Here is a 25,209-nt window from a genome sequence, read left to right as displayed (position 1 = left end):
CGCGGCGACGCCACCGGCGGGACGGTGGCGTCCCACGGCGGAAACAATGGGCCGGCATAATCGCGGGCTGTTTCCAACCCGGTGCATCCGATGCCGCGACCGTGTAGCGCCTGCGTTGCCGTTGCCCTTGCCCTGACGCTGGTCACCGCGTGCGCCACGGCGCCATACGTGCCACGCCAGGCCGCGAGTGCACCGGCATGGAATGTCGACGTACCTGCGATCCAGCGACCGGAAGGCGAGACCGCCGCGTGGTGGTTCCGTGCAGGCGCGGCGCAGGCCGCCGAGCGCGGCGCAATGGAGGGGCGGGCACGCAACGTGATCCTGTTCGTCGGCGACGGCATGAGCCTGACCACCGTCACCGCCGCGCGCATCCACCAGGGCCAGCGCAACGGCGGGAGCGGCGAGGAAAACCAGCTCGCCTGGGACCGGTTCCCGGCCACCGCGTTCGCCAAGACCTACAACACCGACAAGCAGACCCCGGATTCCGCCGGGACGATCACCGCCATGGTCACCGGCGTCAAGACGCGCGCGGGCGTGGTCAACATCGGCCCGGCGCCGTCCAAGGGCGATTGCGCCGGGGCGCTGCAGGCCCCGCTGCTGTCGCTGTGGGAGGTGGCCGCGGCAACCGGCATGGCCACCGGCGTGGTCAGCACCGCGCGGCTGACCCATGCCACGCCGGCGGCCACCTTCACCCGCAGCGCCAGCCGCGACTGGGAGGACGACAGCCAGTTGTCGGCCGCCGGGCGCGATCAGGGCTGCATCGACATCGCCCGGCAATTCGTCGAGTTGCCGGCGGGCCGCGCCCCACGGGTGCTGCTGGGAGGCGGGCGCGCGCACTTCATGCCCTCGACCCGCCCAGACCCGGAGTACCCCGACACCCGGCCGGGCCTGCGCCGCGACGGCCGCGACCTGATCGCCGAATGGCAACAGCGCAATCCCGGCGGCACCTTCGCCTGGAATGCCGACCAGCTGGCATCCGCGCCGCTGGATGCTCCCGTCCTGGGCCTGTTCGAACCCGGGCACATGCAGTTCGAGCACGACCGCGCGGGCGACGCCGGTGGCGAACCGTCGCTCGCCCAGCTCACGCGCGAGGCCATCAACCGGCTGCGGGGGAGCGAGGCGGGGTTCGTGCTGCTGGTAGAAGCCGGCCGCATCGACCACGCCCACCACTACGGCAATGCCATCCGCGCGCTGGACGACACCGTGGCGTTGAGCGATGCCGTGCAGGCCGCCATCGACGCCACCTCGCAGGACGACACGCTGATCGTGGTGACCGCCGACCACGGGCACACGCTGACCTTCGGCGGGTATCCGCGTCGCGGCAATCCGATCCTCGGCAAGGTGGAGCACTCGCGGAGCGACGGCGGCCACGTGCTGGCGCGCGACGGACTGGGGCTGCCCTACACCACGCTCGGCTACGCCAACGGCCCCGGGTACCGCGGCTTCAACAAGGCCCAGCCGCCCGAGCCGATCACCTTCTATTCGGCCAAGGACGGTTTCGAACCCCGCAAGGGCCGGCCGGACCTGACCGACGTGGATACCGGCGACACGTACTTCCAGCAGGAGGCGACGGTCCCGCTGGAGGACGAGACCCACGGCGGCGACGACGTCGGCATCTGGGCGCGCGGCCCCGGCAGCGAAGCGGTGCGTGGCACGGTCGAGCAGAACGCGGTTTTCCATTTCATGCTGCAGGCCACGCCCCGGCTGCGCCAGGCGCTGTGCGCGCGCGGCCTGTGCAATGCACGGGGCGTCCCGGTCGAACTGCCGGACCCCGCCGCCTTCGCGCCCTGAGGGCGCGAGCGGATCGGCAAGGCAAGCCAGCGAAGTAGAGCCGGGTAAGCGCAGCGCACCCGGGTCCGCGAACTTCCCGGCGTTCCGTGCCTCGCGCGCAGGTGCGGCTCCTGCCGCGATCCGGATCACGAGGCCGGTGTGGGAGCGCGGTGGGTCGCGATCGGCGGCGCACCGGATACTGGATGGGGCCTGGCCTATCGCGACTTACGTCGCTCCTACAAGGGCGTGCGGCTAAGGCCGCTGCCGGGCCGATTGACGGTGCGCGCCGCGTCAGAACGGCTTGGCCAGCACCAGCCAGATGACCGCAACCATCAGCAACACCGGCAGTTCGTTGAACCAGCGCAGCGCGCGCGAAGATGGCAACGTCTTCGTTCCCGCCGCCACGCCCTTGAGCCAGCGGCCGGCGACGATGTAGTACGCCAGCATCAGCGCGACCAGTGCCAGCTTGGCGTGCAGCCAGCCGCCGGCCATGCCGAAGTGCATCCACAGCGCCAGCCCCGGCAGCAGTGCGAGGGCGAACATGGCATGCCCGAACCCGTACAGCCGCCGCCCCATCAGCAGCAGCCGCTCGCGCACCGGCGCGACGTCCCCCGCCTCGGCCAGGTTCACCAGCAGGCGCGGCAGGTAGAACACCGCCGCCATCCAGGCGATGACGAACACCAGGTGGGCGGTCTTGGTCCAGATGTAGGCATTCATGCGGCGGTCCCGGAATTTGGCGTCGATGCGACGCGCTAGGATGCCACGCCCCCGTAATCCGGCCCTCCATGACCAAGCACTACGACCATGCCTATTTCGAGCGCTGGTACCGCGACCCGGCGCTGAAGTCGGCGGCCATCGGCGGCGCCGCACGGCTGGCGCGCAAGGTCGCGCTGGCGGTGGCGACCGCCGAGTACCACCTGGAACGTCCGATCCGCAGCGTGCTCGACATCGGTTGCGGCGAAGGCGCGTGGCGCGCGCCACTGCGCAGGCTGCGTCCGCGCGTGGCCTACCTGGGCTTCGACAGCAGCCACTACGCGGTGGAACGCTTCGGTGCGCGGCGAAACGTGCACCAGGCCGCGTTCGGCGACTTCGCAATGCTGCGCCCGTGCGCGCCCGTCGACCTGCTGGTGTGCAGCGACGTGCTGCACTACCTGGATGCGCGCGAGTTCGACCGCGGACTGCCCGGCGTGGCCGAGCTGTGCGGCGGCGTGGCGTTCCTGGAGACCTTCACCCGCGAAGACGGCATCGACGGCGACACCCACGGCTTCAAGCGCCGGCCGGCACGGTTCTACCGCGAGCGCTTCGCGGCCGCCGGTTTCGTGGCGCTGGGTTCGCACCTGTGGCTGTCGCCGGCGCTGCGGGGCGATGCGGTGGCGTTGGAGGTGCCGGGAACGTGAGGCCATGCCGTGGTCGCGACCGCACCTGTAGGAGCGACGTAAGTCGCGATCCGTCACACCGGATGCTGCAAATCGCGACTTACGTCGCTCCTACACGGCTGTTCCAAGCGCACGGTGCCCCGCGGGTTCATCTCCCCACTGCCCTCGTACGGTATGCTGCAACGCAGCATGGCGCTATGCGCCGCCCACTAGACCCCGGTGACCCGTAATGCTGCTCTACCAGATGCACGAGCTTGGCCGCGCATGGATGGCGCCGATGACCTACTGGGCCGACGCCGGTTCCAAGATGTTCGGCGCGCCCGGCAGCTGGCTGTCCACGATCCCCGGCGCCACCCGCATGGCGGCGGGATACGAGCTGCTGTACCGGGTCGGCAAGGACTACGAAAAGCCACAGTTCGACCTCCATTCACTGGAGCACGAGGGCCGCACCTACCCGGTGATCGAACGCGAGATGCTGCGCAAGCCGTTCTGCCGGCTGTTGCGCTTCAAGCGCTATGCCGACGACGCCGGCCACATCGCCGAGCTCAAGGACGACCCGCCGGTACTGGTGGTCGCGCCGCTGTCGGGCCACCACGCCACCCTGCTGCGGGACACCGTGCGCACGCTGCTGCGCGACCACAAGGTCTACGTCACCGACTGGATCGACGCGCGGATGGTGCCGTCCAGCGAAGGCGGGTTCACCCTCGATGACTACGTGGCCTACATCGAGGAGTTCATCCGCACCATCGGCGCGGAAGACCTGCACGTGATCAGCGTCTGCCAGCCGACCGTACCGGTGCTGGCCGCCGTCTCGCTGATGGCCGCTCGCGGGGAAACCACGCCGCGCTCGCTGGTGATGATGGGCGGGCCGATCGACACCCGCGAGAGCCCCACCCAGGTCAACGACCTGGCCGTGCACCGGCCCTTGTGGTGGTTCGAGAACAACGTGATCCACCAGGTGCCGGCGAACTACCCCGGCCGCGGGCGCCGCGTCTACCCGGGCTTCCTGCAGCACGGCGGCTTCATGGCGATGAACCCCGAGCGCCACGCGCAATCGCACTGGGACTTCTACCAGCACCTGGTCGCGGGCGACCTTGAAGACGCCGAGTCGCACCGCCGTTTCTACGACGAGTACAACGCCGTGCTGGACATGCCGGCCGACTACTACCTGGACACGATCCGCGTGGTGTTCCAGCAGCACCTGCTGCCGCGGGGCGAATGGCAGGTGTCGGGCGAGACGGTGGACCCGTCAAGGATCACCGGCACCGCGCTGCTGACCATCGAAGGGGAACTGGACGACATCTCCGGACAGGGCCAGACGCGCGCCGCGCACCGGTTGTGCACCGGCATTCCCGCCGAGGACCAGCAGCACCTGGAGGTCGAAGGCGCCGGCCACTACGGCATCTTCAGCGGCCGCCGCTGGCGCACCCAGGTCTACCCGCAGGTGCGCGACTTCATCGCCCGGTACGCCGAGCCGGTGGCTGCGCCGCGGGCCAAGCCCGCGCGGCCCGCAAAGAAGACACGGAAAAAGTGAGGCCCCGTTGAAAGTGGGGGCGGGCATCCCGAGATCAGCGGTTCCGTCCTGACTGGAGCCGCCAATGAAGTGTCCCGCCTGTGATGTCGCGCTGTCGATGACCGACCGCCAGGGCATCGAGATCGACTACTGCCCCCAGTGCCGCGGCGTGTGGCTGGACCGCGGGGAGCTCGACAAGATCATCGAGCGCTCCTCGGCCGACCTGGCACCCGCCGCCGCCGCGCCCGCGCCGCCGCCGGTCCAACATGCCCCGCAGCACCCGCAGCAGCCCGGTTACCGGGGCGAGCGGGAGTACCAGGGCGAGCACAAGTACCGCAAGAAGAAGAGCCTGCTGGGGGACATCTTCGACTTCTGACCCCGGACCCCTTTATCCCGGGGCGGCCCTGACACAGGGGGCTCGCAGACCACAGCCGGACCCGTGAACCGGGCCGGCTGCCCGGGGACCGCGCGAGGCGGGCGCGCGCCGGCTTCGCGGTACACGGGCACGCACCCCGGACAAGCGCGGCCGGCTGCGCCAGAATCGGCCGACCCACTCCCCAGGAGCCCACGCCCGTGCCGACCACCCCGACCTTCGCCCGCCGCCCCCTCCTTCTGGTCCTGGGCCTGATGCTCGCCAGCACCGGCCCGACGCTGGCACAGGCGCCCGGACCGCAGCCGCAGCCGACGTCAAACCCGGTGCCGGCCCGCAGCATGGACGAGATCATCGCCGCCGCCACGCCGGGCGATTGGCGCACCCCCGCCCACGAGGACACGCTCTACCTGGAGCTTGAAAGCGGCCGCGTGGTGATCGAGCTGGCACCGGACTTCGCCCCGGAGCACGCCGCCAACATCCGCGCCCTGGCCCGTGGCCACTACTGGGACGGCCTGAGCATCAACCGTTCGCACGACAACTTCGTGGTGCAGTGGGGCGATCCCGCCGAGGAGGAGGCCGACCGCAAGCCGCTGGGCGAAGCGAAGGCGAAGCTGCCGGCCGAATTCGTGCGCCAGGCCGCGGGGCTCGACTTCCACCCGCTTCCCGACCCCGATGGCTGGGCGCCGCAGGTCGGTTTCGTCGACGGCTTCCCGGCGGCGCGCCATCCCGATGCGGGGACCGCCTGGCTGGCGCACTGCTACGGCATGGTCGGCGCCGGCCGCGACATGGCCGCCGACTCGAGCAACGGCACCGAGCTGTACGTGGTGACCGGCCAGTCGCCGCGCCAGCTGGACCGCAACATCACTTTGGTCGGCCGGGTCCTGCAGGGCATCGAGCGCCTGTCGGCCCTGCCGCGCGGCACCGGGCCGCTGGGCTTCTACGAGAGTGCGGAAGAGCGCACCCCGATCCGCGCCATCCGCTTGGCCTCCGAGGTGCCCGAGGCCGAGCGCAGCGCGCTGCAGGTGATGCGCACCGACACGGCGCTGTTCGACGAACTGGTGGAGGCTCGCCGCAACCGCCGCGACGCCTGGTACAAGACCCCGGCCGGCCATATCGACCTGTGCAACGTGCCGCTGCCGGTGCGGGCGGCACCCGATAGCGAAGCCACCGACGATTGAGTCCCCGGGCGCTGCGGCGCGAACCGGGTAGCACGCCCTGTCCCGGCACCCCGGCGAGGGCCGGAGCGATGGCGTTCTCCACCCCCGGCTTAGCCCGTGCGGTGTCCAGATGGAAAGCGACGTTCACCGCACGGGGGTGCCGGCCGGGACGGGGCCGGCGGTCGCGCTACGCGTCCCGTCGCCCCTCGTCGCTGCCCAGCGACTGGTGCTGGAACAGCGCCATGCGGATCACGCTGCGGTAGCGCCCGTCGCTGAAGTACTCGTCCACGAGCAGACCTTCGCGCTGGAACCCGGCTCGCTCGTAGATGCGGATCGCACGGGCGTTGTCGACGTCCACCAGCAGGTAGAGCTTGTAGAGGTTCAGGACCCGGAAGGCGTAGTTGATCGCCCGGCGCGTGGCGGCGGTGGCGAAGCCGCGGCCCTGGTGGCCGGGCGAGATCATGACCAGGAACTCGGCACGCCGGTGCAGGTGGTCGATCTCGACCAGCTCCACCAGCCCCACGCGCTCGCCATGGTCGTCCTCGACGATGAACCGGCGCTCGGACTGGTCGTGGATGTGCTTGCGGTACAGCTCCTCCAGCTCCACGAACGACTCGTACGGCTCCTCGAACCAGTAGCCCATGACGCTGCGGTTGTTGTTGAGCACGTGCACGAAGTGCAGGTCGCCGCGCTCCAGCGGGCGCAGGGTGACGCGTGCCGCGACCGGGGGGGCGTCCGTGCGTGCCGCGGGGGGCGTGGGGGTGTCTTCGGCATTGGTTTCCATGGCGCCAAGGTACCGCAGCAGCCGGCGGCAACGCACTGCCGTCACGTATTTTTAGCCTTGCGCTGCCTAGCCTGCAGGCCCCTCTCCACGACTGCCCAGGCCATGCCACAGATCCGCATCCGCATCACCGGCGACAACGACCAGGCACGCGCGATCGCCAACCTTCTCCACAGCATCGACGGGATCGAACACGTCGAGGAAGTGAGCGATCTCATGCCGCACATGGACGATCCCGATTCCAGCTCCGCCGGGTTGAGCGACCTCAATGGCGACGACACCCACGCACTGGAAATCGAAGCGCCCAACCGCTCCACCGCCAACAAGGTGCGCCAGGCGGTGGAAGCACTGGCGTTCGACCTCGGGGTGCTGGTGGAGTTCGAATCCGACGGCGACGAGGACTGACACCCGGTCGAAGTCGCGGGCCGGGGCTATGATGCCCGGGCCTCCCGTCCACCCGGACCGCGATGCCCGACGCCCCGCCCCCGCCGCGTGACCCGCCCCAGGTCGAGCCCTACGACAAGCCCGCCGGCGGCGCCGACGCAATCAGGAGCAGCTGGCAGGCGCTGCGCGGCCACCATGTGCTGCTCAAGGGTGCGCACACCCTGCTGTCGACCAACCAGCCGGCCGGCTTCGACTGCCCCGGCTGCGCGTGGCCGGACCGCAACGGCCACTCCTCCTTCGAGTTCTGCGAGAACGGGGTCAAGGCGGTCGCCAACGAGGCCACCTCCAGGCGCGTTGCCGCCGACTTCTTCGCCGCCCACCCGGTGGACGAGCTGGCGACGTGGGATGACCACGCGCTGGAAGCCCAGGGGCGGCTGACTCAACCGATGGCCTACGACGCCGGGACGGACCGTTACCTGCCCATCGGCTGGGACGCGGCGTTCGCGCGCATCGCCGCCGCGCTGAATGCCCTGGCCTCGCCCGACGAGGCGGTGTTCTATACCTCCGGCCGCACGTCCAACGAAGCGGCCTTCCTCTACCAGCTGTTCGTACGCGAGTTCGGCACCAACAACCTGCCTGACTGTTCCAACATGTGCCACGAGCCTTCGGGTATCGCCCTCGGCGAGCAGATCGGCAGCGGCAAGGGCTCGGTCACGCTGGAGGATTTCGAACACGCGGGCGCGATCTTCGTGTTCGGCCAGAACCCCGGCACCAACCACCCGCGCATGCTCACCGAGCTGCGCAGCGCCGCCCGCCGCGGCTGCCCGATCGTGGCCTTCAACCCGTTGCGCGAACGCGGCCTGGAGCGCTTCTCCGATCCCAAGGTGCCGTCGGAACTGCTGGGGGGAAGCACGCGCATCGCGTCGCACTACTTCCAGCCTCGCATCGGTGGCGACCTGGCGGTGGCGATGGGGATCGCCAAGGTCGTGGTGGAACGCGACGCGATCGACCCTGGCTTCATCGACACGCATACGACGGGCCATGAGGCCCTGGCCGCCTCCCTGCGCAGCGTCCGGTGGGCCGACCTGGAACGCGAGTCGGGGCTTTCCCGGGCGCAGCTGGAGGGCGCCGCACGGGTCTACATCGACAGTCCCGCGACCATCCTGTGCTGGGGCATGGGCATTACCCAGCACCGGCGCAGCGTCGCCACCATCCAGATGCTGATGAACCTGTTGCTGCTGCGCGGCAACATCGGGCGGCCCGGCGCGGGGCCGTGCCCGGTGCGCGGCCACTCCAACGTGCAGGGCGACCGCACGATGGGCATCCACGAGAAACCCGATCCCGTTTTGCTGGACCGGCTAGGCGAGGCGTTCGGGTTCACGCCTCCCCGCGCCGATGGGCTGGACACCATCGGCGCGATCGAAGCGATGCGCGACGGCCGCGCCACGGTGTTCTTCGCCATGGGCGGCAACTTCGCCGCGGCCACGCCCGACAGCGCGCAGACCCATGCCGCGCTGCGCCGCTGCGCGCTCACCGTACACGTGGCCACCAAGCTCAACCGCAGCCATCTGGTGCACGGTCGCGATGCGCTGATCCTGCCCTGTCTTGGGCGTACGGAGATCGACGTGCAGGCGGGCGGGCCGCAGGCGGTGACGGTGGAGGACTCGATGAGCATGGTGCACCTGTCGGCCGGGATGAACCCGCCGGCATCCGGCCATCTGCTGTCGGAGCCGGCCATCGTCGCCCGCCTTGCCGAGGCCACCCTGCCCCGCAGCCGCACACCGTGGCGCTGGCTGGTGGAGGATTACGACCGCATCCGCGAGCGGATCGCCCGGGTGGTGGACGGGTTCGAGGATTTCAACGCCCGCGTGCGCGTGCCGGGCGGCTTCCACCTGCGGCACCCGGCCCGCCACCTGGAGTTTCCCACCGCCTCGGGGCGGGCAGGCTTCTACGTCCACCCGCTGGTGGACGACTCGGCTCAAGCCGCCGGGGCCGGCGCCGGCGCCGGTACCAGGAAATGCGAGGCGAGGACCACTGCGCCGTTCAAGCTCACCACCCTGCGTTCGCACGACCAGTACAACACCACGGTCTATGGCCTGGACGACCGCTACCGCGGCGTGCATGGCGAGCGCCGGGTGTGCTTCGCCAACGCCGAGGACCTGGCCGCGCTAGGGATGGCGGACGGTGAACGCGTCGACATCACCTCGGTCTGGCACGACGGCGAGCGCACCGTGCGCGGCTTCCTGCTGGTGGCCTACGACATCCCGCGCGGCTGTCTGGCAAGCTACTTCCCGGAGACCAATCCGCTGGTGCCGCTCGACAGCCACGCCGAGCGCGCCCGCACTCCGACCTCGAAGTCCATCCCGGTGCGCCTGGCGCGCGCCGGCGCACCGGAACCCAGCGCGAGCCCCGCATGAGCGACGCCGACCCGACCGACGCCACCCCCGCCCCCGGACCTGCCACCGGCCGTCCCGACGAGCCCGGGCTGCGCCTGCTTCGGCTGCTGGCGGAGGAGGACGGCCAGTCGATCCACCGGGCGGCGCGGCGGCTGGAGATCGGCCTGAGTGAACTGCAGCGCCTGCTGTCGGCGCTGGGCAGCGACCCGCGCTTCGACGGCCTTGACCTGGTCACCACCAGTCGCGATGGCGAGCGCCTGACCCTGTGGCTGACCGAAAAGGGCAAGCGCTTGTGCGCGAACCGCTGAGCGAGGCCCTCTCCCAGGTCGAGCGCCTCCGCATCGACGGCGACGCCGACGCCCGCACCGACGCCGACACGGTCATCGCCGAGACCGCGGTCGCGCTGCTCTACAACGGCCATCCGCACGCGGTGATGATGGCCACGCCTGCGGACCTGCAGGACTTCGCACTCGGGTTCGCGCTGGGCGAAGGCATCGTGGCCGACCCCGGCGAGTTCAACCTGGTCGACACCGTGCGCCACGTCGATGGCATCGCCCTGCACGGCGCGATCCCGCAGGCGCGGTTCGACGCATTGGACACCCGGCGCCGCGGCATTGCCGGGCGCAGTGGCTGCGGGCTGTGCGGGGTGGAGTCGATCGAGGCGGCGATGCGGCCCCCGCCCCTGGTAGCCGCCACAACGCGTTTCGACCGCCGCGACGTGTCGCACGCGCTGGACCTGCTGTCCTCGCACCAGCCGCTCAACGACGCCAGCGGCGGCGTGCATGCGGCCGGCCTGTTCGATCCGCAAAGTGGCGTGCTGCTGGTGCGCGAGGACGTGGGCAGGCACAACGCAGTGGACAAGCTGGTAGGCGCACTGGCCCACGCCGGTCGAGACGCATCTGCGGGCTTCCTGGTCATCACCTCGCGCGCGTCGTACGAGATCGTGCACAAGGCCGCGACATCCGGCATCGGGCTGGTGGTGGCGATCTCGGCGCCCACCGACCTGGCCATCGCCACCGCCCGCTCCGCCGGACTGACCCTGGCCGCCTTCGCCCGCGGCGGAGCGCTCAACATCTACAGCCACCCGCACCGCGTGGACACCTGACCGCCCAGCGCCGCTCACGCGGCGCAACCGCGTCCATGCCGCGCCCCGTCGTGGCAGCTATCCTCGGCGATGCCCGCGCCGATCGGCTGCGCGACCTCTAGGAACCGACCCATGCGCCCCACCCCGCTTGCCGCTGTCCTGCTGGCTGCCACCCTGTCGCTGTCGGCGTGCCAGCCCCAGTCACCCCCACAGGCCGCCCCCGCCGCCACGCAACCGGATTCTCAATCCGATGCCAAGGCCGATGCCCGCTTCACCGAACTCGCGCAGCGCTGGCTGGACGGCTGGCTGGCGCTGAACCCGGTCGCGGCCACGCAGATCGGTGACCACCGCTTCGACGACGAGGTCGACGACCTCAGCGCCGCCGGCCGCCAGAACGCACTCGACTTCAGCAGGGCGATGCTGGCCGAGCTGGACGCCATCGACGTGGCCACGCTGTCGCGCGAGAACCAGGTCGACGCGGCCATCCTGCGCAACCAGCTGCGCGGCGAGATATGGAACGTGGAGACCCTGCAGTCGTGGGCATGGGACCCGCAGGCCTACACCGGCCTGGCCGGCGGCGCGATCTACAACCTGATGGCGCGCGAGTTCGCGCCAATGCCCGAACGCCTGCAGTCGGCGAGCGCGCGGATGGAAAAGATCCCGCAGGTCTTCGCGCAGATGCGCGAGAACCTGGACCCCGCGCGCGTGCCCAGGATCCATGCCGAGACGGTCGCCAAACAGAACGCGGGTGTACTCAGCCTGATAGACCAGTTGGTATTGCCCGCCGCCGACCAGTTGGCGGGCGCGGACCGCGAGCGCCTCGACGCCGCCGTCGCCACCCTGGGCGAGGCGGTGGCCGAGCACCAGGCGTGGCTGGACGGCACGCTTGTGCCCAATGCCAAGGGCGAGTTCCGCATCGGCCAGGCGCTGTACGACCAGAAGCTGAAGTTCTCGCTCAACGCCTCGCTGTCGCGCGATCAGATCAAGCAGCGCGCGACGGCGGAGATCGAGCGCGTGCGCGGGGAGATGTACGGCATCGCCCGCACCGTGCTGGCCGACCGCGAGGACGCACCTGGTCTGCCCGACTCGCCCAGCGACGAGCAGCAGCAGCGGGCGATCGAGGCCGCGCTCGAGCTGGCCTACGCCGACCGCCCCGCGCGCGGGGCCGTGGTGGAGCTGGCAACCGAGACCACCAAGGTCGCCACCGACTTCGTGCGCGAAAAGGACCTGGTCACCGTGCCCGACGACCCGGTGAAGATCATCCTGATGCCGGAATTCCAGCAGGGCGTGGCGGTGGCGTACTGCGACTCGCCCGGCCCGCTCGACAAGGGGCTGGACACGTTCTACGCGGTCTCGCCGATCCCGGACGACTGGACCGACGCGCAGGTCGAATCGTTCCTGCGCGAATACAACACCCGGATGATCCACCTGCTGTCGATCCACGAGGCGATGCCCGGCCACTACCTGGAAGGCGTGCACTCGGCCGACCACCCCTCCACGCTTCGCGCCGTGCTGCGCTCGGGGCCGTTCGCCGAGGGCTGGGCGGTGTACACCGAAGACGTGATGGCCGACGCCGGCTATTACGACGGCGACCCGTTGTTCCGGCTGGTGCAGCTCAAGTTCTACCTGCGCAGCGTGTCCAATGCGATCCTCGACCAGGGCATCCACGTCGACGACTGGACCCGCGAGCAGGCGATGGACCTGATGGTCAACCGGACCTTCCAGCAGGAGCGGGAGGCCGCGGGCAAGTGGGTGCGTGCGCAGCTGACCTCGGCGCAACTGCCGACCTACTTCGTCGGCGCGCAGGAGCACTTCGACATGCGCAAGGCCGTCGAGGCCCGCGACGGCGAGGCGTTCGACCTGAAGGCCTACCACGACAAGGTGCTGTCGTATGGCGCGCCTCCGGTTCGCTTCGTGCGCCAGCTGATGCTGGACGAACCGATCCGGTAGGCGACGCGCACGGGGCGTTGACACGCCGGCGCTACGCTGCAGCCGTCTGCATCCGGAGCGGCGCCATGGCCACGCCCAAGCGATACCCGACCACCCGGCCCGTCGCCGGGTTGAGGTCCGGAACGTCGTGCTGCCTGCGCCCTCGCGCGGCGGGCCACGTGGGCCCGGGCCGCGCGGGTCGAGCCTCTTGAACGCGCGCAAGGCCCCCGGCGCGGTACGCGTCGGCATAGGCGGGTGGACGTATGCGCCATGGCGCGGCGGCACCTTCTACCCCAAGGGGCTGGTGCAGCGGCGTGAGCTGGAGTACGCCAGCCGCCAGCTGACGGCGATCGAGATCAACGGCACCTACTACCGCGCCCAGTCGCGCCAGACGTACGCGCGATGGCGCGACGAGGTCCCGGACGGCTTCGTCTTCGCCGCCAAGGCGCCGATGCGGATCGTCAAGGCACGTGACCTTTCGAAGGTCGGCGGACAGGTGGAGGGGTTCATCGAAGGGATTGCCGAGCTGGGCGACCGCCTGGGACCGTTGCTGTGGCAGTTCGATGGTGGGCCGTCCCTGCAGCGGGATGTCTTCGCCGACTTCGTCGCCGCGCTGCCGACCGACGTGGACGGGCGTGCGTTACGCCATGTGCTGGACGTGCGTGACCCCGGTTTCGTCGATGACGCGTACGTCCAGCTCGCCCGCCGGCACGGCATTGCGATCGTCTGCACCGACTCGACGGAACATCCCAACCTGGCCGATGTGACTGCAGACTTCGTCTATGCGCGCCTGATGCGCTCGCGCGCCGCGATCGGCAAGGGCTACCCGGACGATGAGCTGGATGCCTGGGCCGGCCGTACCCGGACATGGGCGCAGGGTGGGATGCCGTCGGACCTGCCCGTGCTGGCGTCCCGGGCGCCGGAGCGACCGCGCGAGGTGTTCGTGTTCTTCATCGGCGCGGCCAAGCAGCGCAACCCCGCTGCCGCAGTGGCGCTGCAGGCCCGGCTGGACGCGGGCTGAGGCCATCGCACGGGCGCGGCTCCTGCAGGGGCGTGCAGGCCGGATCCCGGCTGAAGCGTTCCCGCCGAATGCGGTCGCTCAGCGCGGGGCGCGCTGGCTGATGGCCACGCTGCCCAGGATGATCGCGCCGGCGATGCCCATGGTCACGGTCAGTGGCTCGTCCAGCAGCCACCACGCCCATGCCACGCCGAACAGCGGCACCAGGTAGGTGACCGTCGCGGTGCGGCTGGGGCCGATGCGCTGGATCAACCGGTAGAGCATCACGTAGGCGATGCCGGTGCACAGCACCCCCAGCATCCCCGCCGACAACCAGGACTCCAGCGGAATCGGCTGCTGGGGCCATCGCGCGATGGCCACTGGCAGAACCAGCAAGGCCGATGTTCCCAGCGTTGCCGCGGCCACGCCCGCGGCCGGCAGGCCGGCGAGTTCGCGGCGTACCAGGTTGGCGCCCACGCCGTACATCAGTGAGGCGGTGCAGCCGGCCACCACCGCCCACCCGATGCTGGCGCCGGCCGAGCGACCGCTGGCCAGCACCACCACGCCGGCGAAGCCGGCCAGCAGCGCCACCGAACGGCGCGTCCCGATTTTCTCGCCGAAGAACAGGAACCCGACCAGCGCAGTGAACAGGACGGTCATCGCGTTGCTGATCGCGCCGACGCCGGCTGGCGCGCGTTGCGCCGCCCATGCGAACAGCAGGAACGGCACCACCGAATTGATCGCGCCGATCACCACCAGCTTGGGCCAGATGCGGGCAGGGAACGAGGCGCGCGACCGCCACAGGAAAGGCAGCAACACCACGGCGCCCAGGCCGAGACGCATCTCCACCAGCGGCGCGGGGCCGAAGTCGTCGGCCGCCACGCGCATGAACAGGAACGACGCGCCCCAGATGGCGCCGAGCAGGCCCAGCTCGACCGGCGTGCGCCAGGCTCCGGTGCCGCCCGTTTCGACCCCCGGGACCAGGGGAATTGCGGGCTGCGCGGTCTGCATCCGTTGCGGCTGCCGTGGGTGGGGGCGGCTATTGTCCTCGGTTGGCGGCGGCGCCTTCAAGCCATGGGCCCTGATAACTCGCGCGCCGCCGACAGGTGGGCCCGGCACACGCGGCGAGGAACGGAAGCGCGTGTCCTGGCGGCCGTGCGCGACGCAACGCGACCCGTCCATACGCCGCGCCGGTCTGCCAAACTTTCCCCATGCCGATGACCCCCACCCGCAAGGCCTACCTCCAGATCCACTTCTGCGTGCTGCTGTGGGGCTTCACCGCGATCATCGGCAAGGTGATCACGATGCCGGCACTGCCGCTGGTGTGGTGGCGCATGGGCCTGGTGGTGCTGGCACTGGCGCTGGTGCCGCGGGTATGGCGCAGCCTGCACGCAATGCCACCCCGCCTGGTGGCCGCCTATGCCGGCATCGGCGTGCTGGTGGCGCTGCACTGGCTGACCTTCTACGGCGCGATCAAGCTGGCCAACGCATCGGTGGCTGCAACCTGCATTGCACTGGCGACGGTGTTCACCGCGCTGGTCGAACCCAAGCTTGCGCGGCGGCCGTTCTCACCCCGCGACCTGGCGCTCGGCATCGCGGTGCTGCCGGGCGTGGCACTGGTCGTTGGTGGCGTGCCCGACAGCATGCGCATCGGCGTGGTGGTCGGCGCCCTGTCGGCGTTGTTCGTGGCGCTGTTCGGCTCGCTCAACAAACGGCTGGTGGACAGCGTGGGCGACCGCGCCGATCCGCTGGCCATCACCGGGATCGAACTGGGTGCAGGCACGCTGGCATTGACCGCTTTGGCGCCGTTGATGCCGCTCGTGTTCCCCGCCTTCGCCGGCCCGCTGCTGATCGTGCCGGGCGCCCGGGACCTGGGCCTGCTGCTGGTGCTGGCGCTGGGTTGCACGCTGTTGCCGTTCGCCCTGTCGCTGGTTGCGCTGCGCCACATGAGCGCGTTCTCCGCGCAGCTCGCGGTCAACCTGGAGCCGGTCTACGCCATCGTGCTGGCGATCCTGCTGCTGGGCGAACAGCACGAATTGACCCCGATGTTCTACCTCGGGGTGGTCGTCATCCTGGCGGCCGTCATCGTGCACCCGTTGCTGGGCCGGCCTGCGCGCGTCCAACCGGAAATGCTGGGCACCTCTGAGGCCAAGGGCGCCGTCGACTGACTGCGTACATTCCCCGCTCCAGCCCTACCCGAGCGCATCGGTCCAATCCGCGCCGCCCCGCGGGCCACGCCACTGGGCCTTTGGTCACCGCCTGCACGACGCGAGCGCGCCCGCCCGCGTGCTAGAGCGGGTTGACCCGGAAACGCTTGCCCTTGATCCGCCCCTCGCGCAGCCGGGCAACGGCATGCGCGGCCTGCCTGCGGGCCACCGCGACATAGGACCGGGTGGCAAACACGTCGATCTTGCCGATCATGTCGGCCTTCAGGCCGGCATCGCCGGTCAGCGCACCCACGATGTCGCCCGGTCGCAGTTTGTCGGTACGGCCCGCATCGATGCGCAGCGTGGCCATGGCCGCAGGTGGCACGTCACCGGGCTTGCCGGAGATGGGCTGCACCCGTTCCCACCGGGCCCGCGATCCCATGCGTGCCTCCACCGCCGCCACCCGCGTGCCCTCGCGCGGATCGACCAGGGTGAAGGCTCGACCGCCCTTGCCCGCGCGCCCGGTGCGACCGATGCGGTGCACGTAGGTGTCGGCATCGCTGGGCACGTCGAAGTTGACCACCATCGCCAGGTCCTCCACGTCCAGCCCGCGCGCGGCCACGTCGCTGGCCACCAGCACGCTGCAACTGCGGTTGGCAAAGCGCACGAGCACCTCGTCGCGGTCGCGCTGTTCCATGTCGCCATGCAGCGCGAGCGCACTGAACCCGTAATGCTGCAGCGACCCGGCGACTTCGTCCACGTCGCGCCGCATGTTGCAGAACACCACGCAGGCCTCCGGGCGCTCCTGCACCAGCAGGGTCGCCAGTGCCTGTGTCTTGCGGCTGGCCTCGACCTCGACGAAACGCTGGTCGATGGCCGGTGCGGCGGCCTCCGCGCCGACGCTGACCTCGACCGGATCGCGCAGGAAGTCGGCGGCAACGCTGCGGATGGCGTCGGGAAACGTCGCCGAGAACAGCAGGCCCTGGCGGTCGGCCGGGGTCTTGCCGACGATCTCGCGGATGGCTTCCTCGAACCCCATGTCGAGCATGCGGTCGGCCTCGTCCAATACCAGGACCTGGACACCACGCAGGTGCAATGCCTTCTTGCGCAGCAACTCCTGGATCCGCCCCGGGGTGCCGACCACGACATGCGGGTCGTGCTCCAGCGACGCCAGCTGCGGCCCCAGCGACATGCCACCGCACAGGATCGAAAGCTTGAGGTTGGGGATGCCAACCGCCAGGCGGCGCAATTGCTTGCCCACCTGGTCGGCCAGCTCACGGGTGGGGCACAGCACGAGCGCCCGGGTCTGGATGCGCGAGGGGTCGATCCGTGCGAGCAGCCCCAGGCCGAAGGCCGCCGTCTTGCCGCTGCCGGTAGGTGCCTGCGCGATCACGTCACGCCCGTCGAGGATCGCCGGCAGGGCTTGCGCCTGCACCGGCGTCATGCGGTCGTAACCCAGGGCGTCCACGCCTTGCAGCAGGGCGGGCGGAAGGTCCAGGTGCGCGAACGCCAGCTCGGCGGAGGGTTCGGAAGGGGTGGGGGTGTCGGTCATGGCGCCATGATCGCAGCATCGGCGCGCCCTTGTGGCGATGTCCGGGACAGGGCTCGGCCAACGCACCTGCCTCATTGCTGCGGGGACGGTGCCCAGGGGCGCCAGCGATCAGCGGCGCGAGCGACCCGGAAACCCCACCATCCGTTGCGATTCCTCGCACCACAGCTTCAAACCCGCGCTGCGCAGGCTGCTCCACAGGGTCAACCGCGGCGCGGCCTGCAGCAACGGGCTCGACTCGTGGCACTCGCGCAGCCGGTAGTTGGGGATACGGCTGGCGAGGTGGTGGATGTGGTGGTAGCCGATGTTGCCGGTGAACCAGTGCACCACGCGCGGCAGATCGTAGAACGAGCTGCCGGCAATCGCCGCCTCATGCGAATCCCATTGCTGCCCGCGCGTCCAGTAGGCGTCCTCGAACGTGTGCTGGACATAGAACAGCCACACCCCTGCGGCACCGGCGATCAGCACCACCGGCAGGTGCACCAGCAGCACCGTGGACCAGCCGATTGCGAAGCCCATGGCGGCACCGACCAGCAGCAGCATCAGGTTGTTGAGGAGGACGCTGGCCCACTCGCGCTTCCATGACCACGGCAGGTCGAACGGGAACCGGTGCTTGATGACGAACTGGTAGGCGGGACCGATCACCAGCATCACCGGCGTGCTGCGGTAGAAGCGGTAGCAGAAGCGGCGGAAGGGCGAGAGTGCCTGGTACTCGGCGACGGTGAGCGTCTCGATGTCGCCCATTTCGCGCCGGTCCAGGTTGCCGGAGGTGCCGTGGTGCACGGCATGGGTCTTCTTCCAGTAGCCGTAGGGGAACAGCGTCACCAGCCCGAGGCAGCGGCCGACCGTGTCGTTGGCGCGTTGGCTGGCGAAGAACGAACCGTGCCCGCAGTCGTGCTGGATGATGAAGGTCCGCACGTACAGCCCGGCGGTGGGGATGGCCATCAACAGCGTCCAGCCATAGCCCCACTGCCCGACCACGCTCCAGGCCATCAGCGCCCAGAGCGCGACGAATGGCACCAATGTATTGACCAGCTGCCACACCGCCCGACCCAGCTGGGGCTTGGCGAACTGTGCGCACAGCTTGCGCAGGTTGGTGGACGGGTGCGATGGGCTCACGGCGCTCACTGCGGGCATTTCTCCGGAAGACGAACCGCATTGTGTGGGCCACGCGGGTCGACCACAACGCCGTGCGCATGCGTATGGGGCTGTGCTGTTCACCTTGCGGTCCCTGCTTCCGGCCTCCAGCAGGGATTGCCGTCCCCTCGCCGGGCTGCCCCCGCCTCGCTATGCTGCGGCGATGCGCCCCTGGTTCGTCTACCTGCTGGAGTGCCGTGACGGCAGCCTCTACACCGGCATCGCAGTGGACGTGGCGCGCCGCTACGCACAGCACGCCGCCGGCAAGGGAGCCCGCTACACGCGGGCCCACCCGCCACTGCGCGTGCTGGCGAGTTTCCGATTCCCCGACCGCGCCACCGCCAGCCGGGCCGAATATGCCATCAAGCAGCTCAAGCCGGCCGGCAAGCGGGCCCTGTGCGAGGCGGCGCTGGCGCCGGCGAATGCGGGGATCCCGGCGGCCGCCTAGCGCCGCCCGGTCCGTCCGTCGATGTGCGGGCTCAAAACAGCGCCGACACCAGTTTGATGATGCCCCACAGCGACACTGCCCACGCCACCGAGCGCAGGTACGGCACACCGGCGGCGTACAGCGGGATATAGGCCACCCGCGCCCAGAAGTAGAGCTGCGCACCGAGCGCCGTATCGGCATCGCCGCGCCCCGCGGCCACCACCGCCAGCACCGCGGCGGCGAAGAACGGGAAGGTCTCCATGAAGTTGAGCCACGCGCGGTTGACGCGCGCGGCGACCCCGTCAAGCGGCGGCACCACGGCGTCGCGCGCCCCCACGTTCCACTTCAACCCGCGCTGGCGGGTCTTGAGCGCGCCGTCCAGCAGCAGGTGCACCAGCCCCAGCACCACCGACCACGCCAGCATCTGCAGTTCGATCGCCATGCCCTGTCCCCTCCCCGTGAGTGCGGCGGCGTCAGGCCGCCGGAATGTAGTCCAGCGGCGCGCCCGGCCCGATCGGCCAGCCCATCGCCATCCAGACCGCGAACAGCGCCGTCCAGCCGACCAGGAACACCATCGAGTACGGCAGCATCACCGCGATCACGGTGCCGATGCCGGCCTTGGGCTCGTAGCGCTGGAGGAAGGCGATGATCAGCGCGAAGTAGCTCATCATCGGCGAAATGATGTTGGTCACCGAATCGCCGATGCGGTAGCCGATCTGGGTCAGCTCCGGCGAGTACCCCAGCAGCATGAACATCGGGATGAACACCGGCGCCATCAGCGCCCATTTGGCCGACGCCGAGCCCATGAACAGGTTGGCGAAAGCGCTCAATACGATGAATGCGGCGAACAGCACGATTCCCGGAAGCTGCAGTTGCGCAAGCACCCCGGCACCGTTCACCGCGAAGATCAGCCCCAGCTGGGTCCAGTTGAAGAACGCCACGAACTGCGCGGCGAAGAACACCAGCACCAGGTAGATGCCCAGCGTGCTCATGCTCTGGCCCATGCCCTTGATGACGTCCTCGTCGCTCTTGATGGTGCCCGCGCCGATGCCGTAGGCGACGCCGGCGACCACGCCGTAGAGGAAGATCAGCGCCACGATGCCGCGCAGGAACGGGGAGTTCAGCAGGTCCCCGGTTTCAGGATCGCGCAGGAAACCGTCCGCCGGTACCGTGCCCCACAACACCAGCGCGGTCACCGCGGCGGTGGCGACCAGCGCGAACAGCAGGCCGCGGCGTTCGGCCGCACTCATCGGTTCGATCTCGTCGGCCGCCCCGTCGGCTTTCGGGGCATCGGGGAACCGGCGCGCAACGAACCGCTCGGTCACCCACCAGCCCAGTCCCGTGACCAGGAACGTGGACACGATCATGAAGTACCAGTTGGCCGCGGGACTGACGGTATAGGCCGGGTCGATGATGCGCGCGGCCTCCTGCGACAGCCCGGCCAGCAGCGGATCGATGGTGCCCAGCAGCAAGTTGGCCGAGTAGCCGCCGGACACGCCCGCGAACGCCGCGGCCATGCCCAGGATCGGGTGGCGGCCGGCGGCCAGGAACACCAGCCCGGCCAGCGGTACCAGCAGCACGTAGCCGATCTCGCTGGCCATGTTGGACATCACGCCGGCGAACACCATGACCGGGGTCAGCAGGTAGCGCGGCGCGGCCAGTACCAGCTGCCGCAGGGCGGCGCCGATCAGGCCCGAATGCTCGGCCACGCCGATGCCGATCAACGACACCAGCACCGTGCCGAGCGGGGCGAAACTGGTGAAGTTGGTGACCAGGCCGGTGAGGATCCGGTGCAGGCCATCGACGCTGACCAGGTTGACCGGGGTGATCAGCTCGCCGGTGGTCGGGTGCTGCACCGACATGTCGAACTGCGAGGCCACCCAGGACAGCAGGACCACGACGACCGCCAGTATCGCGAACAGCGTCGCCGGGTGCGGCAGTGCGTTGCCCCCGGCCTCCACCACGTTGAGGAAGCGGTCGATCGGCGAGCGCTTGGCCGGCGGCGCGGATTCGGTCATGGCGGCATGGGTCCGTTCTGGGCAGCCCGGGAATATACCCGAGCCATGGGGCACACCCCCGGCGGGCCGCCGCGCACCGCATGGCGGGCACGTACCATGCCTGCCATGCAGACGATAGATTTCGAACTCGACCGGGACCACGTCGAACTCAACCAGTTGCTCAAGCTGGCTGGCCTGTGCGACAGCGGGGGAGCGGGCAAGCAGGTGGTGGCAAGCGGCGCGGTGCGCGTGGACGGCGAGGTCGAACTGCGCAAGACCTGCAAGGTCCGCGCGGGCCAGAGCGTGACGCTCGACGGGGTGGTCATACGGATCATCGGCAGCCCATCAGCCGGCTGACACCACGTTCCAACGGGCCGGCCCTGGCCACGGGGGATGCCGCGTGCCCCGGCTATCATGGGGCGCAACCGACGCCGAGGCCGCTTCAATGTCGATCCAGTCCAAAGCCCGTCGCGATGCCCGCAAGCGCCGCCTGGCGAAAGCCCGCAATGCGCCCGCCGAATCGCCCGCCCCGGCAATCGAAGCCCATGCCGAACTGCGCGACGCGGCCGGCACCTTGCTGGGCGGCATCGTCCGCCGCGATGGCGAATGGACACTGGGTCTGGGCGGCCGCATCGTCGGAGGCAGCGAGAGTGCCGCGCGGGTGCTGGCGATGCTCAAGCGCGCGGCGGTGATGCACCAGGCCGAAGGCACCCGGATCCACCTGCGCTGCTCGCCCAGCCTGGACCAGGCCGCTGCCGCGGAGGTCGCGGCCCAGGGGCTGACCTTCGAACAGTTCGAATCGCAATTGGCGACCGACCTGACGCTTTCCGCGCCGGCCGATAACGGCGGAAACGTGCGGCACTGAAACCCGCCTGTCGCCCCGCACCCGCCGCACGTCGGCCGCGGATCGCCTGGCTTGCGGCGACCCGCGTCGGAACCCCCTTTTCTTCCAGCCACTTACGCGCAGGCGTGTGACGCGACGCACCCTTGGATCGGCCCGGGATCGTTCATGCCGCACCGCACCATGACCGTAGGTTCCCCCTTCGCCGGGGGCCTTTCCCCGGCGTCCAATCTCGGGGGTTCTACTACGTGAATCGCACTTGCACCCGGGCGGCACTCACCGCCGCCATCCTGGTTTCGCTGGGCCTCGCATCCACCGCCACCGCCGCGGGTCGTCCGGACCTGGTCCTGGCCGGCCTCGACGCTGGCCGCCCGCATGCCGCTGGCGAAGTCATCGTCAAGTTCCGTGACAGCGCCAGCCCGGCGCAGCGCGACGCAGTGGCGCGCGGCCTGGGCCAGCGCACCGACGTGATCCGCCGCGGCAGTGCCTCGCGCGGGGAAACCGTGCTGCTCCGCCTGCCCAAGGGCATCAGCGTCGCCAATGCCGTGCGTGCCATGCATGCCGACGCGGCGATCGAGTACATCGAGCCCAACTGGGTCTACCAGCACCAGGCGGTCTCCAACGACACCTACGCCACCAGTGGCCAGCTGTGGGGCATGTACGGTGATTCCGGCAGCCAGTCCAACCCCTACGGCTCGCAGGCGGCCGACGCATGGGCCGGCGGACACACCAGCTGCGACAACGTGCTGGTCGGCGTCATCGACGAAGGCATCTACTACCAGCACGAGGACCTCGCGGCCAACATCTGGGTCAACCCGCACGACCCGGTCGACGGCATCGACAACGACGGCAACGGTTATGTCGACGACGTGCGCGGCTGGGACTTCGAGGGCGGCAGCAACGACATCAATTCCGGTGGCAGCAACGACGACCACGGCACGCACGTCTCCGGCACCATCGCCGGCGTCGGCGGCAACGGCAAGGGTGTGGCGGGCGTGTGCTGGAGCGGGGCCAAGCTGATCAGCGGCCGGTTCCTGGGCCGGCGCGGCGGCACCACCGCCGACGCGATCGAAGCGGTCGACTACTTCACCGACCTCAAGACCCGCCACGGCCTCAACATCGTCGCCACCAACAACTCCTGGGGCGGCGGCGGCTTTTCGCAGGCCCTCCAGGATGCGATCGGGCGCGCGGACAACGCCGGCATCCTGTTCATCGCGGCGGCGGGCAACTCGGCCTATGACAACGATGCCCAGGCAAGTTTTCCCTCCAACTACGCCAACCCGAACATCATCGCGGTGGCATCGACGACACGCACCGGGGGGCTGTCGAGCTTCTCGCAGTGGGGCGCAACCACGGTCGACATCGGGGCCCCGGGCTCGGACATCATCTCGACGGTGCCCGTGCGTTCGAAGGGTGCCACCGGCTCGGGATACGCCAGCTACAGCGGCACCTCCATGGCGACGCCGCACGTGACCGGCGCCGCGGCCCTGTACGCGTCGTCGCATCCCGGCGCCTCGGCCGCCGACATCAAGGCGGCGATCATGGGCTCGGCCATCGTCACCCCCTCCCTGCAGGGCAAGGTTGTCAGCAACGGCAGGCTTGACGCCAGCGGCTTCTGAGCCTGGCGCAGTCGGGAAGAATGGAAAGGCCCGGCGGTTGCCGGGCCTTTTCTTTGCCAGTCGGAATCGGCGGGGTCAGTCGGCGGGGAACGTCGGCTCCACCAGCGCGTCCAGCTGAGGCCGTGCGAACAGGTAACCCTGGAACAGGTCGACGCCCAGCTCACAGGGGGCATCTGGCTCAGGTCGCAGCTTCGGGGTCGGCGTCGCGCTGCTCGCCGCCCTCCAGCGCCTCGAAGTCGCCTTCCTTCTTCTTGGTGTTGCGGTCGCCGGAGCTGTGGCCGTACTCACGCGGCTCGCGGTCGGCTTCGCGCCCGCTGGGGGGACGGCCCGGATCGGCTTGCTTGCTGGGGGACATGGCGCGCTCCGGGAACGGGGGGGGGACCCGCAGGGTCGCGCCGGCTGCATCAACGCCGTGTCGAGGCCCGGCTCAGTTGTATTCCGACAGGGGGCTGTCGGACGGACAGGCCGCGTCCGGGAAGCCGAAGCGGCGGCGCAACGCCAGCCCGCATGCGTTGATCTGATCAACCTCCCCCGCCAGGGCCGTGCACTCGTTGTCGAACGCCCGGAAGAAGCGGTCGCGCCGTTGTACGAACGACTCCCCGCACTTGCGCCCGAGGCGGATGCGGTCCAGGTCGTCTTCCACCGCATTCGGCCCGGTCAGGCCGAACAGGTAGAGCTCATCGCCCGTCAGCAGTCGCAGGCTGCGGTTGGGGACCGTCATCATCAGGTCGGCAACGGTGACGGCCGCGCCGTTGCGCTCCAGGTACGCCTCGGTCAGCGCATGCACTTCGCGCAGCTCGCGATTGAGCTCCGCGCGCGACGTGGCTTCCGAGTCGATACGCATCATGCGGTGTATGCCGATGTCCCCGGCTATCAGGCGCATGTCGCCCCCGGCCAGCACCAGCACGCACGCGCTGTGGCAAACGGCGCCCTCGCGGACCCAGATCGTCCAGTCGGCCTCGGCCATCCGGTCGCCCGCGCGGATGCCGTCCTCGATCATCCCGCCCGCCGAGTCGATGTCGAGGATCCGGCCGTGCACGCCCTGGATCGTGGCGATTTCCGAGACGCGCTCCATCAGCGCAGTGAACTCGGCATTGATCTTGCCGCGGTAGCGCAGGCGCATCCGCCCCTCGTCACGGCAGTCGGCGACGCCGTGCCAGATCGCGGTGAAGCCAAGGTTGGCCAGTGGCTCGCCATCACCTTCGGCCGCGTAGTCCGGGTCACACCCGATCCAGGCGCGGCCGTCGGTGAGGTCCATGGGCCGCCAGTCGATTTCGCGCTCGGTCCGTTCCGCCGGCGGCACCACCGCCTCGGGGCGCGGCGCGCGATTGACCAGCGCGCCACTCTCGCCGGCGTTGGCGAGGGTTCGCGCCGGATCGGCGAACGCCCCGTCCGATCCACGCTGACACCCGGCCAGCGCCACCAGGGCAGTGGCCAGCAGGTACGGCAGGGAGCGGGCAAGCATGCGCAACGGGGACCTCGGGATGAGAAACGGGCGTGACGGTGTCCACCGCCGGCCCGCTCAAGTCTAGTGGCCGCGCCCGGTCCGGGACGTAATGCGCGATGAATATTCCCGCGGCGCCGCACGGCTCCCTGCAAGGTGCAGGCCAAGCGGCACGTCAGCGAGGGGGTGTGGGATCCAATGGAAGGGACGCAGTCAACCACTGCTGCAGCGCCCCTGGCGGCCATCAATTGCAGTTTCCGGGTCGGTGGGCTACCTCGAAACGCCGTC

General features: G+C 70.0%; 25 protein-coding genes. 16 read left to right on the top strand and 9 right to left on the bottom strand.

The annotated features are described in order from the left end of the window. Positions 1-90 precede the first annotated feature (90 nt). Complete coding sequence (locus ACJQWL_RS08000) at positions 91-1,791, top strand: alkaline phosphatase (protein ID WP_330968108.1); 1,701 nt, start codon at positions 91-93, stop codon at positions 1,789-1,791. Between the two features lie 270 nt (positions 1,792-2,061). Here the strand turns inward: ACJQWL_RS08000 and ACJQWL_RS07995 are convergent, their stop codons facing one another. Continuing rightward, the gene (locus ACJQWL_RS07995; RefSeq protein ID WP_330968107.1) at positions 2,062-2,487 is read right to left on the bottom strand and encodes a CopD family protein; all 426 of its coding nucleotides are present in this window, start codon (positions 2,485-2,487) and stop codon (positions 2,062-2,064) included. 68 nt (positions 2,488-2,555) lie between these two features. Between ACJQWL_RS07995 and ACJQWL_RS07990 the strand changes: the two genes are divergently transcribed. The 4 genes from ACJQWL_RS07990 (at position 2,556) to ACJQWL_RS07975 (ending at position 6,210) form a co-directional block, all read left to right on the top strand. Further along, positions 2,556-3,167, top strand: a complete 612-nt coding sequence (locus tag ACJQWL_RS07990) for a methyltransferase (RefSeq protein ID WP_330968106.1) — start codon at positions 2,556-2,558, stop codon at positions 3,165-3,167. A gap of 208 nt (positions 3,168-3,375) precedes the next feature. After that, positions 3,376-4,680, top strand: coding sequence for a polyhydroxyalkanoate depolymerase (locus ACJQWL_RS07985; RefSeq protein ID WP_330968105.1), 1,305 nt, complete (start codon positions 3,376-3,378; stop codon positions 4,678-4,680). Between the two features lie 64 nt (positions 4,681-4,744). After that, complete coding sequence (locus ACJQWL_RS07980) at positions 4,745-5,035, top strand: TFIIB-type zinc ribbon-containing protein (protein ID WP_330968104.1); 291 nt, start codon at positions 4,745-4,747, stop codon at positions 5,033-5,035. 251 nt (positions 5,036-5,286) lie between these two features. Beyond that, positions 5,287-6,210 carry a peptidylprolyl isomerase gene (locus ACJQWL_RS07975; protein WP_411300846.1) on the top strand — a complete coding sequence of 308 codons (924 nt, stop codon included), beginning with the start codon at positions 5,287-5,289 and terminating at the stop codon, positions 6,208-6,210. Between the two features lie 166 nt (positions 6,211-6,376). On the opposite strand, the gene speG is transcribed toward ACJQWL_RS07975, so the two are convergent. Beyond that, entirely contained in the window at positions 6,377-6,973 is a 597-nt protein-coding gene (gene speG, locus ACJQWL_RS07970) for a spermidine N1-acetyltransferase (RefSeq protein WP_330968103.1), read from the bottom strand. Positions 6,974-7,075: 102 nt separating this feature from the next. Here speG and ACJQWL_RS07965 point away from each other — a divergent pair, with 102 nt between their 5' ends. From ACJQWL_RS07965 to ACJQWL_RS07940, 6 genes are all read left to right on the top strand, one after another. Further along, on the top strand, positions 7,076-7,375 hold the full coding sequence (locus ACJQWL_RS07965) for a hypothetical protein (RefSeq protein WP_330968102.1): 300 nt from the start codon (positions 7,076-7,078) through the stop codon (positions 7,373-7,375). A gap of 62 nt (positions 7,376-7,437) precedes the next feature. Beyond that, positions 7,438-9,771, top strand: coding sequence for an FdhF/YdeP family oxidoreductase (locus ACJQWL_RS07960; RefSeq protein WP_330968101.1), 2,334 nt, complete (start codon positions 7,438-7,440; stop codon positions 9,769-9,771). Further along, positions 9,768-10,058, top strand: a complete 291-nt coding sequence (locus ACJQWL_RS07955) for a hypothetical protein (RefSeq protein ID WP_330968100.1) — start codon at positions 9,768-9,770, stop codon at positions 10,056-10,058. Before ACJQWL_RS07960 ends, ACJQWL_RS07955 begins: the two co-directional genes overlap by 4 nt. Then, positions 10,043-10,855: a formate dehydrogenase accessory sulfurtransferase FdhD gene (gene fdhD / locus ACJQWL_RS07950; protein ID WP_330968099.1), complete on the top strand. Its 813-nt coding sequence runs from the start codon at positions 10,043-10,045 to the stop codon at positions 10,853-10,855. Before ACJQWL_RS07955 ends, fdhD begins: the two co-directional genes overlap by 16 nt. Positions 10,856-10,966: 111 nt before the next feature. Then, a complete protein-coding gene (locus ACJQWL_RS07945) occupies positions 10,967-12,784 on the top strand; it encodes a DUF885 domain-containing protein (protein WP_330968098.1) in 1,818 nt (605 codons plus the stop codon). Between the two features lie 187 nt (positions 12,785-12,971). Continuing rightward, the gene (locus tag ACJQWL_RS07940) at positions 12,972-13,784 is read left to right on the top strand and encodes a DUF72 domain-containing protein (RefSeq protein WP_330968097.1); all 813 of its coding nucleotides are present in this window, start codon (positions 12,972-12,974) and stop codon (positions 13,782-13,784) included. A gap of 78 nt (positions 13,785-13,862) precedes the next feature. On the opposite strand, the gene ACJQWL_RS07935 is transcribed toward ACJQWL_RS07940, so the two are convergent. Then, entirely contained in the window at positions 13,863-14,771 is a 909-nt protein-coding gene (locus ACJQWL_RS07935; RefSeq protein WP_330968096.1) for a DMT family transporter, read from the bottom strand. Between the two features lie 200 nt (positions 14,772-14,971). Between ACJQWL_RS07935 and ACJQWL_RS07930 the strand changes: the two genes are divergently transcribed. Next, entirely contained in the window at positions 14,972-15,928 is a 957-nt protein-coding gene (locus tag ACJQWL_RS07930) for a DMT family transporter (RefSeq protein ID WP_330968095.1), read from the top strand. Positions 15,929-16,049: 121 nt separating this feature from the next. Here the strand turns inward: ACJQWL_RS07930 and dbpA are convergent, their stop codons facing one another. Together dbpA and ACJQWL_RS07920 are read right to left on the bottom strand one after the other, a co-directional pair. Continuing rightward, on the bottom strand, positions 16,050-17,459 hold the full coding sequence (gene dbpA, locus ACJQWL_RS07925; protein ID WP_330968094.1) for an ATP-dependent RNA helicase DbpA: 1,410 nt from the start codon (positions 17,457-17,459) through the stop codon (positions 16,050-16,052). Positions 17,460-17,567: 108 nt separating this feature from the next. Further along, complete coding sequence (locus tag ACJQWL_RS07920; RefSeq protein ID WP_330968093.1) at positions 17,568-18,575, bottom strand: fatty acid desaturase; 1,008 nt, start codon at positions 18,573-18,575, stop codon at positions 17,568-17,570. Positions 18,576-18,756: 181 nt separating this feature from the next. Here ACJQWL_RS07920 and ACJQWL_RS07915 point away from each other — a divergent pair, with 181 nt between their 5' ends. Continuing rightward, on the top strand, positions 18,757-19,041 hold the full coding sequence (locus ACJQWL_RS07915; RefSeq protein WP_330968092.1) for a GIY-YIG nuclease family protein: 285 nt from the start codon (positions 18,757-18,759) through the stop codon (positions 19,039-19,041). 31 nt (positions 19,042-19,072) lie between these two features. Here ACJQWL_RS07915 and ACJQWL_RS07910 read toward each other — a convergent pair whose 3' ends face one another. Together ACJQWL_RS07910 and ACJQWL_RS07905 are read right to left on the bottom strand one after the other, a co-directional pair. After that, complete coding sequence (locus ACJQWL_RS07910) at positions 19,073-19,462, bottom strand: MAPEG family protein (protein ID WP_330968091.1); 390 nt, start codon at positions 19,460-19,462, stop codon at positions 19,073-19,075. A gap of 31 nt (positions 19,463-19,493) precedes the next feature. Further along, the gene (locus tag ACJQWL_RS07905) at positions 19,494-21,038 is read right to left on the bottom strand and encodes an AbgT family transporter (protein WP_330968090.1); all 1,545 of its coding nucleotides are present in this window, start codon (positions 21,036-21,038) and stop codon (positions 19,494-19,496) included. 105 nt (positions 21,039-21,143) lie between these two features. On the opposite strand from ACJQWL_RS07905, the gene ACJQWL_RS07900 reads away from it, so the two are divergent. From ACJQWL_RS07900 to ACJQWL_RS07890, 3 genes are all read left to right on the top strand, one after another. Next, on the top strand, positions 21,144-21,374 hold the full coding sequence (locus ACJQWL_RS07900; protein WP_330968089.1) for an RNA-binding S4 domain-containing protein: 231 nt from the start codon (positions 21,144-21,146) through the stop codon (positions 21,372-21,374). 88 nt (positions 21,375-21,462) lie between these two features. Continuing rightward, positions 21,463-21,882, top strand: coding sequence for a hypothetical protein (locus ACJQWL_RS07895; RefSeq protein WP_330968088.1), 420 nt, complete (start codon positions 21,463-21,465; stop codon positions 21,880-21,882). A gap of 224 nt (positions 21,883-22,106) precedes the next feature. After that, a complete protein-coding gene (locus ACJQWL_RS07890) occupies positions 22,107-23,477 on the top strand; it encodes a S8 family peptidase (RefSeq protein WP_330968087.1) in 1,371 nt (456 codons plus the stop codon). Positions 23,478-23,655: 178 nt separating this feature from the next. Here the strand turns inward: ACJQWL_RS07890 and ACJQWL_RS07885 are convergent, their stop codons facing one another. Beyond that, on the bottom strand, positions 23,656-23,832 hold the full coding sequence (locus ACJQWL_RS07885; protein ID WP_330968086.1) for a hypothetical protein: 177 nt from the start codon (positions 23,830-23,832) through the stop codon (positions 23,656-23,658). 72 nt (positions 23,833-23,904) lie between these two features. Then, positions 23,905-24,942, bottom strand: a complete 1,038-nt coding sequence (locus ACJQWL_RS07880) for a hypothetical protein (RefSeq protein WP_330968085.1) — start codon at positions 24,940-24,942, stop codon at positions 23,905-23,907. Positions 24,943-25,209 lie beyond the last annotated feature (267 nt).

It is taken from the genome of Novilysobacter viscosus (genome assembly GCF_046600715.1).
GTDB classification, from domain to species: domain Bacteria; phylum Pseudomonadota; class Gammaproteobacteria; order Xanthomonadales; family Xanthomonadaceae; genus Lysobacter_C; species Lysobacter_C viscosus.
The sequence above is the reverse complement of the archived record's forward strand: the minus strand, read 5'-3'. Positions and strand labels throughout refer to the sequence as shown.